At 35.0% G+C, this 12,728-nt stretch carries 13 protein-coding genes and 2 pseudogenes; 3 read left to right on the top strand and 12 right to left on the bottom strand.

Annotated elements, in window-relative coordinates; translation table 11 throughout:
- Window positions 1–397 precede the first annotated feature (397 nt).
- The 6 genes from fic to SMA_RS10605 form a co-directional block, all read right to left on the bottom strand.
- The gene (fic, locus tag SMA_RS10630; protein WP_002395946.1) at window positions 398–1,000 is read right to left on the bottom strand and encodes a protein adenylyltransferase Fic; all 603 of its coding nucleotides are present in this window, start codon (window positions 998–1,000) and stop codon (window positions 398–400) included.
- Between the two features lie 16 nt (window positions 1,001–1,016).
- Entirely contained in the window at window positions 1,017–1,643 is a 627-nt protein-coding gene (locus SMA_RS10625) for a mobilization protein (RefSeq protein WP_014295532.1), read from the bottom strand.
- A complete protein-coding gene (locus SMA_RS10620; RefSeq protein WP_014295531.1) occupies window positions 1,640–2,872 on the bottom strand; it encodes a relaxase/mobilization nuclease domain-containing protein in 1,233 nt (410 codons plus the stop codon). The genes SMA_RS10625 and SMA_RS10620 overlap by 4 nt, the downstream gene beginning before the upstream one ends.
- A complete protein-coding gene (locus SMA_RS10615) occupies window positions 2,851–3,216 on the bottom strand; it encodes a plasmid mobilization protein (protein ID WP_014295530.1) in 366 nt (121 codons plus the stop codon). Before SMA_RS10615 ends, SMA_RS10620 begins: the two co-directional genes overlap by 22 nt.
- Before the next feature lie 248 nt (window positions 3,217–3,464).
- Window positions 3,465–3,641 carry a hypothetical protein gene (locus tag SMA_RS11515; protein WP_158309483.1) on the bottom strand — a complete coding sequence of 59 codons (177 nt, stop codon included), beginning with the start codon at window positions 3,639–3,641 and terminating at the stop codon, window positions 3,465–3,467.
- Between the two features lie 127 nt (window positions 3,642–3,768).
- The gene (locus SMA_RS10605) at window positions 3,769–4,257 is read right to left on the bottom strand and encodes a tyrosine-type recombinase/integrase (protein WP_044563375.1); all 489 of its coding nucleotides are present in this window, start codon (window positions 4,255–4,257) and stop codon (window positions 3,769–3,771) included.
- A 106-nt stretch (window positions 4,258–4,363) separates the two neighbouring features.
- On the opposite strand from SMA_RS10605, the pseudogene SMA_RS11255 reads away from it, so the two are divergent.
- The 3 genes and pseudogenes from SMA_RS11255 (at window position 4,364) to SMA_RS10585 (ending at window position 7,720) form a co-directional block, all read left to right on the top strand.
- Window positions 4,364–5,521, top strand: a pseudogene (locus tag SMA_RS11255) (IS3 family transposase).
- Window positions 5,522–5,666: 145 nt separating this feature from the next.
- Window positions 5,667–7,274 carry an Nramp family divalent metal transporter gene (locus SMA_RS10590; RefSeq protein ID WP_044563373.1) on the top strand — a complete coding sequence of 536 codons (1,608 nt, stop codon included), beginning with the start codon at window positions 5,667–5,669 and terminating at the stop codon, window positions 7,272–7,274.
- Between the two features lie 8 nt (window positions 7,275–7,282).
- The gene (locus SMA_RS10585) at window positions 7,283–7,720 is read left to right on the top strand and encodes a universal stress protein (RefSeq protein ID WP_014295523.1); all 438 of its coding nucleotides are present in this window, start codon (window positions 7,283–7,285) and stop codon (window positions 7,718–7,720) included.
- 98 nt (window positions 7,721–7,818) lie between these two features.
- On the opposite strand, the pseudogene SMA_RS10580 reads toward SMA_RS10585, so the two are convergent.
- The 6 genes and pseudogenes from SMA_RS10580 to SMA_RS10555 all read right to left on the bottom strand — a co-directional run bounded on the left by SMA_RS10580 (window position 7,819) and on the right by SMA_RS10555 (window position 12,728).
- A pseudogene (locus SMA_RS10580) lies at window positions 7,819–8,460 on the bottom strand (IS6 family transposase).
- 138 nt (window positions 8,461–8,598) lie between these two features.
- The gene (locus tag SMA_RS10575; protein WP_014295521.1) at window positions 8,599–9,189 is read right to left on the bottom strand and encodes a site-specific integrase; all 591 of its coding nucleotides are present in this window, start codon (window positions 9,187–9,189) and stop codon (window positions 8,599–8,601) included.
- A gap of 15 nt (window positions 9,190–9,204) precedes the next feature.
- Entirely contained in the window at window positions 9,205–9,786 is a 582-nt protein-coding gene (locus tag SMA_RS10570; protein ID WP_014295520.1) for a stage II sporulation protein M, read from the bottom strand.
- 124 nt (window positions 9,787–9,910) lie between these two features.
- A complete protein-coding gene (locus SMA_RS10565) occupies window positions 9,911–10,768 on the bottom strand; it encodes an AraC family transcriptional regulator (RefSeq protein WP_014295519.1) in 858 nt (285 codons plus the stop codon).
- Window positions 10,769–10,953: 185 nt separating this feature from the next.
- Window positions 10,954–11,538 carry a DUF536 domain-containing protein gene (locus SMA_RS10560; RefSeq protein WP_014295518.1) on the bottom strand — a complete coding sequence of 195 codons (585 nt, stop codon included), beginning with the start codon at window positions 11,536–11,538 and terminating at the stop codon, window positions 10,954–10,956.
- On the bottom strand, window positions 11,535–12,728 hold the full coding sequence (locus SMA_RS10555) for a RepB family plasmid replication initiator protein (RefSeq protein ID WP_014295517.1): 1,194 nt from the start codon (window positions 12,726–12,728) through the stop codon (window positions 11,535–11,537). The genes SMA_RS10560 and SMA_RS10555 overlap by 4 nt, the downstream gene beginning before the upstream one ends.

The raw sequence follows: 12,728 nt of genomic DNA, 5'->3' as shown, positions 1-12,728 counted from the left end.
AGAAAGTTACTCCTTTGTGAGTGATTTTAAGTAGGCATAGAGAAGTCATTTCGTCGTGAATTTTCTCTATGCTTTTATTATATCATAATATAGCAAGGTTATCTAGTTTTTTCTTGCTATATACACAGTTTTTTCTTGCTATATACACAGTTTTTTCTTGCTATATACACAGTTTTTTCTTGCTATAAAAATCTGCATAGCCTTACTATTGCTGACTTTTTGGGCACGCAAAAGAATAAAAGATTAAAATATATAAGATAAATATATAATAGGCTTCGCCTATTTTTTATTTTTTTCAAAAATTTAAAACCAAAGGTCAAAATCATCCAAAAAAAGAAACAGACTGCTCAAGTTTTATATTGAGCAGTCTGTTTCTTTAAATCGTGTTTATACGTGTTTATAGATCTTCTGTTTTAATTTCGTAATAGCCCTCGTAATAATAACTCGCATCAATTCCTTTAAAGAATTGTTCTTTTCCTAAATCATCGGTTAATGCCTTTTGAATCAAATATTTTAATTCATTGGTGCTGACTGTACTACGGATCATGGCATTTAAATATTCATCCTTATCAATTTGATTCCAATCGACGATTTTGTGTAGTTTATTTTTAAGAATTAAATCCAACCAGATACGAGTGGCTCGTCCATTGCCTTCCCTAAAAGGATGCGCCACATTCATATCCGAATACTTATCAATAATTTCATCAAATGTTTCTTGAGGTAATTTATCAATATATTCAAGTGTTTGCGCTAAAAAAATACGTGGCGCAAATTGAAAGTTTCCTTTCGCAATATTCACTTCTCGAATTTTTCCCGCAAAGTCGTAAATATCTTGGAATAAAAACTGATGAATATCAGATAAACCTTGAAACGTCCCAATTGCCAGATCCTCTATTTTGCCAGACTCAAACAATTCTTTGGCTCTTTTTTTCGTTAATAACTCTTCTTGTTTAGCTAATTCTGCTGAATTGGTTAAGCCTAATTTATTTTCTAAAACCACAGGATTACCTCACTCTCTATTTTTTCGGAAAGATTCTTTTAAAGATTTTTGGACGTTGATCTAACCAAGTCGTTGAAGCTTCATACATCAATCGAAAACTGCCATAGATTCCAGCACCGATTAATCCAAATCCACCTAATCCAAGAACGACTGCCCCATAAGGATGTTTAGGCTGTATCTCAATCACAGTATCATACAAAATATGTAAACCCCAACCATCCCAGATACCTTTATAAATCCATCGTCCGATGAGAATACCGACAACTAAGAAACAGAACAGGCAGACAATGTTCGCAATCAGAATACCGTAACGTTCGACAATCTCACGTTTGCGATCTGCTTTTATCTGCTCTTTTTGTTCATTCAGTTCTTTTTTCAAAGCGAGTAATGCTTGTTTTTCAACTTGAATGTCTTTCAGTATGGTCGCTTTTAAGTTTTCTGCCTCTAAACGATGGAGTTGTTCTTGAATGGCAGACTCCATTTTTTGATTCGCAACAGCTTCTATTTTTTCTTGGTAGTCCCGAAAGTCTTTATTAACTTCTTGACGGACTAAGCGGTATAGTTCTGGAACGTTACTGAAATCAATTTTGCCATTTTTATAAGCATTTAATACTTGAACAACGAGTTGTTCATCTTTATTCATCGACTCATCCCCCGATCATGATCTTTTGTTGGTTTCTTTTCGGACTGTACGTCTCTATTCGCTTGTTTTTCTAGGCTTTTCTGTTGTTCTTGCTCGTAATTTTTCATGTCCTTTGAAAAGCGACGTTCAAAATCATCGAGGATTTTCTCTTTTGTTTGCTTTAATTTTCTTGTAACGCGTTGAGTAAGTTCTGGTACTCGTCCTGCAAACTGTTTGATTGTGTCAATAAATCGATTAATTGTTGATTCTCGCTTGAGAGCTTCTGATTTTCTTGGTTCAATTGCTTGTTCAAGGCTAACAATTTCTGATTCTCTTTGTTGAGTGTCTCGCTCAAGCGGAGTAAGCGCTGGTTCTCGTTGTTCAACAGCGCTAAATTCGTTTTGTTTTGTTCTCTTTTCCAACTCATGTAAAATGGTCTCCCTTCCAAAATCAGAACCCAATCGGGTCTCTCGTGCTCGTCTTTGCTTATTATTGGCGTCTAAAAAGGCGTATGAGAACGTTTGGCCTCTTTCTGATAGAATTACACCATTATCGGATAAACGCTCTTTAAACGTCTCATATGAGCTCACAGAGACATCTTGAAGCGATTTATTGATTCTTTCTCTCAAATCATCCATGTAAGAATACTCATTTTTGGCGATTAGTTCTTTTTCTGTCTCTGTTTGGCGCTCTTTTGGTGGCTCTAAAATGTGCCAGTTTTCTCGAGAAGCGAGTCGATCATTCATTTCTCGTGCTCGTTGAACGCTTTCTCCTTTTTGTTCTCTTAATTTCTTTCCTGTCTCTAAATTGACTTTATTGACAATGATGTGGTTGTGTAAGACGTGATTTTTTCCGTCTAAATGCGTATACACAGCACTTTGATGGTTAGGATAGAGATTTTCTGCTAATTCAACGCCTAAATCATTGGCTTTTTGCCAGTCTTTTTGAACTTTCGGATTCAGTTCATCTAAGGCGAAAGATTGGGTAATACGCAAGACTTGATTGGATTCTTTGGTTTGGTTATGAAGTTGTCGAATGACATCAAATTGTTCTTTGGCAATAAAGGGATCAATCCCGTTGGTTCCACCCACGGCAACTGCCCGACAATTTGTCAGCTCCACAGGACGTTCCAATTGATGGTCTTGTAGCCACTGTTCAGTTTTTTCATGCATGGGTCTGTTTTGACCTAAAGCATAATTAAGGGCGCTCGCTGCACTTGCGCCATTGCTTATTTTTGCAATTGTTGCCATAACTCTTGATACCCCTTTTGAGCTTGAGCGAGTACTCCGTATGTATAGCGTAAAGCCTCGACCAACTCTTTATCTTGGTTGTCCATCCGATCGAATTGATTGAGTTTCTTGGCAATTTGATTTAAATTCGTTCCTTGTTTTGAGAGTTCTAACAATAAAGATTTCGCTTGGTCATGTTCGAGATACGGTTTTTTTAAATGAGATTTTTGTGCTAATTTTTTCGCATAGAGATTCGGAGAGAGTCCATATGTTTCTCCTGAAATTTTCAGCTTATTGTATTGTTCTTCAGATAATCTAAATTGAATGTACTTTGTTTGATTTTGTGATACTTCTTTCTGATCCATAAATAGCCTCCTCAAAGATAAAATGCCCCAGCGCTCATTCCTCAATCGCCCTTTGTCATTGATTTTGTAATAAGCATTGCGCCCTATTCGGTTACAATCATTATAACAAAATAGACCATATAAAACCATAAATACTGCAAGCTATCACATTGTAATACAAAGCACTTCGTTCTTGTATTACAATGTGGCTTGAAAAGGGGGAAGTTTCACTTTCCCCTTTTATCCCCTTTGGATTGTGTCGATTTGCTTTACGCAAACGCCAAATGCCCATTTGATAAAAATAAAATGGGCAAAAGATCTTTCTTTTTGTCATACAAAAAGAAGAAAAAAAAGAGACGATTTTCTTCTTCCGAAATCGTCCCTCTTTTTTCTAAAACCATGGATGAACGAACAAAAAATCTCTCGTATTTTGTTTGTTCATCCACTAAAAATATGCGAACAGTATGGCTTCATTCAATCCTGTTCTTATAAGTCAAAAGCATCGAATCGTCCTCGGACGATTCAACAAAAAAAGTAGTCGTTTTTGGACGACTACTAAGTTCTAAACATTCATTACCCAAAATCAATTTGGTCTAACATCGTTTCTCGACTAGCTTGATCTAATCCAAGATACGTTAAGGTCATGGCTTCACTTGAATGGTTTAATAAATGCATCACTAAACCAATATTATAGTTTGACTGGGTATAGACCCGATAAGCGCCTGTTTTACGCATGGTATGCGTTCCTAGATAGTTGATTCCTAAAAGATCACCAACTCGTGCCATAATCTTATAAAACTGTTTCTCGGTAATAGGACGATCAGGACGAGAAGTTGAAGGAAATAACCACTCTGAATTCATGTTTTGTTGGATGAGCCATGCATGATAAAGCATTAAATCTTGTTGGACAGGTTTTAAATATAACGTATTTCCCTTACCTGTTTTTTGATCATGAATAAATGCAGTTTGTTTGACTGTTCCATCAAGATTAAAGACATCTGTTTTCTTTAATTTCATGACATCACTTACTCTTAACAAGGTCGCTTTCCCAACTTGGAAAATTGTATAGTTGCGACGACCAGCACGAAAATGGAGCTATACTATAAAAGTGGACAGAAAATTGGGTGTTATAATCTGTCTATTAAGACACAAAAATGAAAGGACTTTTATGTCAGTTTTTAAACGTTACAACGAGGATTTCAAACAATCGCTTGTTAATCTCTATCAAACTGGTAAAACACAAACTGAACTCTGTAAAGATTATGGGGTATCTTCTTCTGCACTTGCAAAATGGATTAAGCAGTACTCTCAAGTGCGTCTTGAAGATAATACGGTGTTGACTGCTAAACAGATTCAAAAATTACAAAAAAGGAATGCCCAACTAGAGGAAGAAAATCTGATCTTAAAAAAAGCGAGTGCCATATTCATGCAAAACTCCAAGTAAGATTGAAAGCCATCTATAGACTCAGATTTGAACACACGACAGTTATGCTCTGTCGTGTTTTACATGTCAATCGTTCCACCTACTATAACTTCATAAATAAGAATCCTTCGAAGCGTGAAGTAGAAAATCAACGTTTGAGAAAATCACTCCTTGAGATTTATATGAAAGCCAAGAAAAGAATTGGAACGAGAGCTTTTAAAATCATTCTTCTGCGTGATTATGGCGTTAATATTTCTTAAGGCCGTATCTTAAGACTTCTCAAGTCTATGACACTCCCTAAAATGTCAACCATCAAACCTCGTTTTAAATCAAAGAAAGCTCCTGTATTTTCTTCTGATAATCTGCTTAAACAAGAATTTAACCCGAACTCCCCAAATCAAGTTTGGACAACAGATTTCACTTATATCTCTATAGGACCTAAACGACATGTTTATCTCTGTGCTATTCTTGACCTCTACTCAAGGAAATGTATTGCGTGGAAAGTAAGTGATAGGATTGATGCCAAACTCGCCTGTGACACCTTAGAGATAGCTATAAATAAGAGGAAGCCTAAGGAACCAATTATCTTTCATTCGGACCAAGGAAGCCAATTTAAATCAGCTTCCTTTAGAAAGTTATTAGATGAGTATCAATTGCTTGCTTCTTACTCCAAGCCTGGATATCCTTATGATAATGCCGTCACTGAGGTCTTTTTCAAGTATCTTAAACAACGAGAAATTAATCGCAGAACTTATCACTCCATTTAAGAAGTTCAACTCTCTTGCTTTGAATACATCGAACAATTTTATAACAATTATAATCCTCATTCCGCCAACAAGGGTTTAACTCCAAATCAGAAAGAAGAAAATTATTTTAAGAAAATATAGCTCATTTTGTGTCTAAATATTTGACATTGGTCCAGTGTACAATTGATTCATTCCGATACAAATGAAATGAAGGCAAATAATATTAAATTAGGCGATGTTTATTTTTTTTTTAGGTTTGCCTAATATTTTGCTTTAATTTTATAAAAAAGAGGTGTATACTTATAATATTCTTAAAGGAAGGTGGAAATATTTTGAAAGATACAACAAGTCAGTCTGGTAAAGAGTACAAACCTCGATTAATTCAGCATGCGAATGGTCCCTCTTTAGAGGAAATTAACGGAACTGTCAGGGTACCCAAAGGCAAAGGCTTTTGGAAAACCCTGTTCGCCTATTCTGGACCGGGAGCATTAGTTGCTGTGGGATATATGGATCCAGGCAACTGGTCTACTTCGATTACGGGTGGGCAAAACTTCCAGTATTTATTAATGTCGGTCATTTTAATGTCTAGTTTAATTGCAATGCTATTACAATATATGGCTGCTAAATTGGGAATTGTTAGTCAAATGGATTTAGCTCAAGCAATTCGAGCGAGAACGAGTAAAAAACTAGGAATCATTTTATGGATTTTAACGGAATTAGCGATTATGGCAACAGATATTGCGGAAGTAATTGGCGCATCAATTGCTCTTTATTTACTTTTTAATATTCCGCTTGTCGTCGCAGTCTTTATTACGGTATTTGATGTTTTATTATTATTGTTGTTAACGAAAGTTGGTTTTAGAAAAATTGAAGCAATAGTTGTCTGTTTGATTTTTGTAATTCTTTTTGTGTTTGTTTATCAAGTAGCGTTGTCTGATCCTAATTGGGGGGATGTACTTAAAGGATTGGTTCCGACTGGTGAAACGTTCTCCTCTACACATTCAATTGGTGGTCAAACGCCTTTAACTGGTGCATTAGGAATTATTGGTGCAACCGTTATGCCTCATAATTTATATCTACATTCGGCTGTGTCTCAGACTCGAAAGATAAATCGTACGGATGAAGATGAAATCGCCAATGCTGTACGATTTTCAACATGGGATTCTAACATTCAATTGACTCTCGCTTTTTTTGTTAACTCCTTATTGCTCATAATGGGAGTTGCTGTTTTTAAAACAGGGGCAGTGAAAGATCCATCATTCTTTGGGTTGTATGAGGCTTTATCAAATTCGGATACATTGAGTAACGGAATTTTAATCACCGTTGCAAAATCAGGTCTTCTTTCTACATTATTCGCAGTCGCGTTACTAGCTTCTGGACAAAATTCAACGATTACCGGAACTTTAACTGGACAAGTAATTATGGAGGGATTCATTCATATGAGAATGCCAATTTGGCTAAGACGTTTAATTACGCGTTTGATTTCAGTTATCCCAGTGTTAATCTGTGTAATTATTACAAGCAGGCAAGGAACGATTCGGGAGCACACAGCGTTAAATACACTAATGAATAATTCACAAGTCTTCTTAGCTTTTGCGTTACCATTTTCGATGGTACCATTATTAATGATGACCAATAGTGAGGTGGAAATGGGAAGCCGGTTTAAAAATTCGATAGTTATTCGGATACTAGGATGGGGTTCAGTAATTGGATTGACATATTTAAATTTGATTGGATTGCCCGGCCAAATTGAAGGTTTTTTTGGTGAAAAGGTGACATCAAGCCAACTTGTACTAGCTGATTCTATTGCCTATGTCATTATCGTCGCAGTATTACTACTGTTAGCGTGGACAATTATTGAACTGTATAAAGGAAATAAAAAATATAATCAATTAATTAATGAAAGGTAAGATGCACTATGGAAGGATTTGATGAATTTAAAAATATTTTAGTTGGGGTAGATGAATCAGAAGGAGCTCAAAAAGCCTTTCAATATGCTGTAAAGCAAGCGAGTAAAACTGGAGCCGCATTACTGATTGCCTCAATTTTAGAAATTGAAGAGTTGAATGTTTATGAAGCGTTAGACCCTGAGTACTTGAGCCAGAAACGAAGTCAATTGTTACTTAATTTGAAAAAGTACAAACAATATGCAGAAAATAGCGGTGTAAAAAACATTCAGCTGTACAGTGGAGAAGGTGATCCGGCCGAGGAAATTACTAAGACGATTTTGCCAGCAACATCTGCAGATATCTTAATCATTGGATCGCGATCAATGCATGGAATTAAAGGATATTTTGGTTCGCATGCTACTTATATGGTTAAAAATTCTCCAATCTCAATTACAGTTATTAAGTAAATATTGCAGATAATATGTATTTGGGTCAATATCTTGGACAAATTGGTTCTGTTGCGAAGTTTGAAAATCAAACGCGCCCTCTCTGAACTCCAAATATCTTAGGCTGTTATTCCCATTAATACCTTGATTTCAGTAGACACCGAAAAGCCGAAGAGCGGTCCATTTCTTCGGTTCTTTTTATATATTCCTCGAAGGGTCTCCATGCCCTTAATCGTGGAAGAGACTGTACGGAGACTTTGATAAAATTTATTTCGTCGTTTAATAGGTCGATGGTCTTGTTCTATTAAATTGTTAAGATACTTCACAGTTCGGTGCTCTGTCTTAGTATATAAACCCACACTCTGTAACTTTCTAAAGGCGGAGCCAAGAGAAGGTGCTTTATCGGTCACAATTGCTTTCGGCTCACCAAACTGTTTATGGAGTCGTTTTAAGAAAGCATAGGCTGCTTGCGTATCCCGTTTCTTTCGTAACCAGATATCTAAGGTTAAGCCGTCCGCATCAATTGCACGATAAAGATAATGCCAACGTCCCTTAATTTTGATATAGGTTTCGTCCATTTTCTATGAATAGAAGGATTGTCTATTTTTCTTCTTCCTAAGATAATAGAGGACTTTGCTGTACTCTTTCACCCAACGATAAATCTTATTATGACAAACATTTATTCCACGATCATATAACAATTCCTGAACTTCACGATAGCTTAGATTGTAACGCAGGTAGTAACCAACAGCGACAATGATGACGTCTTGTTGGAATTATTTGCCTTTAAAATGATTCATCTCTCAAGCCTCACTAACCTTTTTTCTTACATTTTACAATAAATACAGGAAATTAAAAAACTTCGCAACAGAACCATTAAATTTATTGTTAGTAGACTATTATCCAAAATCAATTTGATCGAGCATAGTTTCTCGACTAGCTTGATCTAAACCAAGATAGGTTAAGGTCATGGCTTCGCTTGAATGGTTTAATAAATGCATGACTAACCCAATGTTATAGTTTGATTGCGTATAAACACGATACGCACCTGTTTTACGCATGGTATGCGTTCCTAGATAGTTAATTCCTAAAAGATCACCAACTCGTGCCATAATCTTATAAAACTGTTTCTCCGTGATATGACGGTCAGGACGAGCAGTTGAAGGAAATAGCCACTCGGAATTCAGATTTTGTTGGACCAGCCAATCATGATACATCAATAAATCTTGTTGGACAGGTTTTAAATACAAAGTATTCGCTTTACCTGTCTTTTGATCATGAATGAAAGCAGTCTGTTTTACTGTTCCGTCAGGATTGAATACGTCTGATTTCTTTAGCTTCATGACGTCACTCACACGTAGAAGCGTTGCTTTTCCAACTTGGAAGATCGTATAGTTACGACGTCCAGAACGAAAGCTATCAAGTAAGGTGTCTTGAACCATTTTTAAGATATTTGAATCTTTGATGGGTAGAACGATTTGTTGAACCATATTAGTACTCCTCCTTTAACTTAATATATGACTAATCCAATCAGCAACGTAAGTTTCGGTGAAAGCTGCGATAGCAATTAATGGGAGAACATATTTAATATAAGGGCTTAATAATAATTTTAACTCTTTCAATAGATTTGTATCGGCACTTTTTTTCTTAGATATTTTGTATCTAATCCATTTATTAAATTGATCCAAAGCTACCATCCATACGCAAAATGCGAAGACCTCAAATAACATATGAGGGAGCGAGGAGATTAAAATAACGAATCCTTTTGCCAACGAATATCTAAAAACTATACCAAATAATATTCCAGGTAGTATGACTGTAAAAAGTGGCTGAATCCAATATAAAAATCGGATAGGTATAATTGATAAAATTAACATACCTATCGGGACTTTAAACCCATTATTAAAAATATACGCAACTACTAATTGTAATCCTGATTTTTGTGATACGGATTTTGGGACATTGCTTGATACAGAATTTAATGTATCTGATAAATTAGGATTGATAATATAGGTTATTACAGCTGAAATAACAATAACAACCATCAAGATCCCTAAATATTTAATGGGTTTAAAAAATCTATTCATTAGTCTACTCCTTTTAGGGTTATTATATCATTAAAATAAATAAACAGCCCCTTTAATCTGACAGTTAGATTAAAGGGGCTGTTTTAATAGTTTTTTATAGGGGTTATTAAGATATTATAGCCCCTTAATTATTCTTATGAATAGGAATCCAAATTTCTGTTATATGATTTTCTGACATTGGGTTAAGATCAAGTGGGTAAGATTCAAAATCCGGAGCCTTTTTTTGAGTGTAAGTGGTACTTGGAAAGAAAGATTTATAAATATCTTGATACGTTTGATGAATAGCTTCAGGGACTTTACCGACAGCTTTAAATACTGCCCAGTCAGAAGCAGGAAGTGTAATTGTTTCTAGCTTATCAGCAGTTGTTTTTTCATCAGTGTAGACTCCAATAAAATAATCATACGCCTCACCTTCTCGAGGTAAACAAATACCTAAAATAGTATTAGGTGAGTGCTCTGATTTTTCATTAATTACTTGATTAAATAAATCAGATTCATTAAATCTATCCCAAAACTTAGGAATGCTAGCTTGTCCGACTGTGATATTAGGATAACTTTCTTTAATACCCGTGATCATCATTTCTGGTTTGTTTGTAATTAAATAATTCATTTGAATGCCTCCTTTTATTTGGACACGAATAGACAACTTAGGGAAAATAGTTAACTCATGTTGTTCTTTACGTGCCTTAGAAGGAGAGATATTGAAAAGTTGTTGAAAGCTTCTGCTATAACTTTCTGATGAACTGTAACCATATTTAAAAGCAATATCGATTATTTTTTCATCGGTTTCTCTTAAATCATATAGTGATTTAGAGAGACGTCTTTTTCTGATATAATCACCTAAAGTTAAACCAGAAAGAACTGAAAAAATCTTTTGAAAATTATACTCAGAAACTCTAGCAAGTTGCTCTATTTTTTTCATATCGATGTTATCTTCTAAGTGTTCCTCAATGTAATTAATAATAGCAGAAAATTCATTCATCTATTTCTCCCTCTCTTCTTCTTGATACTATCATAATCAATTTTTTTTAAACAAACTGGATAAATTTTGGCAAAAATTGTTAGATATTCCCCATGGGGCTAGTAGTTGATTTTAGAAACGATCCAAAGAATATTTCACTATAATGTTCTTATGCTTTAGACTGTTCTATCTTTTTAAAAGACTTTCTATTTCCAAAATTGATACCATTTTTTAGATTTTTCTTGTGCTAATTCTTGGTCTTTTTCTTTCAGCTGTTCCTGCAAATTTTCCAACTTCTCTTTAAGAGCGTTCACTTCATCTTTATATTGATTGTCTAAGTGTTTGAATTCTGTTTCCTGTGAGGGCATTTTGAGGGCTTTTAGACTGTCATTTTCCGCCTTGTATTCTTCCAGTAGCTTTTTATCCTGCAAAGCTAGGCGTTGTTGTTGGTCTAAGAGATTTTGCATTTGCGATATTTGGCTATCTTTATTTTCTAGTTGCTTATCTTTAACAAATAACTGTTGTTCTAGTATTTTAACTACAGATAAATCACCAGTTGTGGGGTTACTAGTATCGGTTACCTTGTCGTTACCAGTTGCGTTACTAGTGGTAAAGTGTTGTTTTAACAACATATATCCAGTATAGGTTACTACTAAAGTTTTCACTCCGTTACTAGTAACGGTTTCCACATGGTTTGCTCTAAATTCTTCGGTTAATCTTTTCCTGACAGCTTGTTTCGATACGTTAAATTCGTCTGCAAGTTCTTTTATGGTTTTTAAATCTTCACTCATGCTTTACCCTCTATTTTTTTCAATAGGTCTGCCATATTTTCTATCTCACTTCCTCTAACTGTTGGGAGGTATTGTTCAATCGCTTTTTTAAGGTATTTAGCAATATTCCGTTTTGAATAAGCTTCTTGCTTACTAGCAACATATGAGAGATGGTCTTGAACTGCTTTTATTCCATGTAAGTCTTTCAACTCATCATAGAGAGGATAAACATGTTGCTGTAAGCCTGCCATAATTGCTGTATCTGTCATTTCATAAGAATTTAGAAGCATATTATCGAGTAATAGCTTAGTATATTTATTTTTCATTGCTTCAATAGCTAGCATATCTTCTGTTTCTTCTTTCTTTGCTTGTTCTGCTTGATACATTTTATCATTGAGTTTGTAGCTATTATCGTCTGCACACCGTTTCTTCTCGATATGAAAGACAATAGAGTCAATGCTCCGTCCTTTTTTGATTTTGTCATAAGTCACGTTAAAAGACGTATGGGCGTTGATTTCTTCCAACGGTTTTTTTAATATCCATGTTTCTAAACTCTGAAACCGTTCATAATCATTTACAGTATCAGTCATGATACGCAATTCTTTAATTGAAATAGACGGATTTTGGTAGCTTTCTACTTGTTCGGCTCGCCGTCCGCCTTTAGCGCTGTAATGCTCGTACTGGTTATAATTCATGGATAACCAACGATATAAGATAATGCTGTACTTGCTATTTAATTCTGCTAAGTCAGACAAAGCATGTTGTGTAAAATTCTTTTTAAGATTGATTAAGTAAGGCATAATTTCACGATGAAATTCAATTTTTACTTCATCATGATAATCTGTCCATTCCACGTAAGGTATAGGAACAATGCTTTTAAATTTAAAACCTTTGCCTGCTTCTTCTTTGATTTGAAAAAAGGCTTGTTTTTGCATTTTCTCAATCGCTTCTTTAAAGCGACTATGCTTGTCATTATCGGATACTTTAAAGAAAGCGAAAAGGTCTCTCTTTGAGAGATAAACAATATTGTCTTTTGGTGGCTCTTCGGTATTGATACAAGACACCGCTAACTCAAACATTTTCAGTGGGGTTTTATCCATTTTAGCAATAGACGTAATCAAGCTGTTATGCTCTACCACTTTTCTTTTTGACAGTTCATTCAAGGTCAGCACCTGCTTTTGATTTTCTTGTTTTTCTGGTATACTAGACAT

Source organism: Streptococcus macedonicus ACA-DC 198 (assembly GCA_000283635.1).
Lineage (GTDB): Bacteria > Bacillota > Bacilli > Lactobacillales > Streptococcaceae > Streptococcus > Streptococcus macedonicus.
This window is presented reverse-complemented; position numbering and strand designations above follow the sequence as displayed.

What these genes read in the sequence shown, in the direction of transcription:
- SMA_RS10615 (WP_014295530.1), bottom strand. Translation starts at nt 3,216, where the DNA reads ATGGATCAGAAAGAAGTATCACAAAATCAAACAAAGTACATTCAATTT.
- SMA_RS10565 (WP_014295519.1), bottom strand. Translation starts at nt 10,768, where the DNA reads ATGAATGAATTTTCTGCTATTATTAATTACATTGAGGAACACTTAGAA.
- SMA_RS10625 (WP_014295532.1), bottom strand. Translation starts at nt 1,643, where the DNA reads ATGAATAAAGATGAACAACTCGTTGTTCAAGTATTAAATGCTTATAAA.
- SMA_RS10585 (WP_014295523.1), top strand. Translation starts at nt 7,283, where the DNA reads ATGGAAGGATTTGATGAATTTAAAAATATTTTAGTTGGGGTAGATGAA.
- SMA_RS10620 (WP_014295531.1), bottom strand. Translation starts at nt 2,872, where the DNA reads ATGGCAACAATTGCAAAAATAAGCAATGGCGCAAGTGCAGCGAGCGCC.
- SMA_RS10575 (WP_014295521.1), bottom strand. Translation starts at nt 9,189, where the DNA reads ATGGTTCAACAAATCGTTCTACCCATCAAAGATTCAAATATCTTAAAA.
- SMA_RS10560 (WP_014295518.1), bottom strand. Translation starts at nt 11,538, where the DNA reads ATGAGTGAAGATTTAAAAACCATAAAAGAACTTGCAGACGAATTTAAC.
- SMA_RS10570 (WP_014295520.1), bottom strand. Translation starts at nt 9,786, where the DNA reads ATGAATAGATTTTTTAAACCCATTAAATATTTAGGGATCTTGATGGTT.
- SMA_RS10555 (WP_014295517.1), bottom strand. Translation starts at nt 12,728, where the DNA reads ATGTCTAGTATACCAGAAAAACAAGAAAATCAAAAGCAGGTGCTGACC.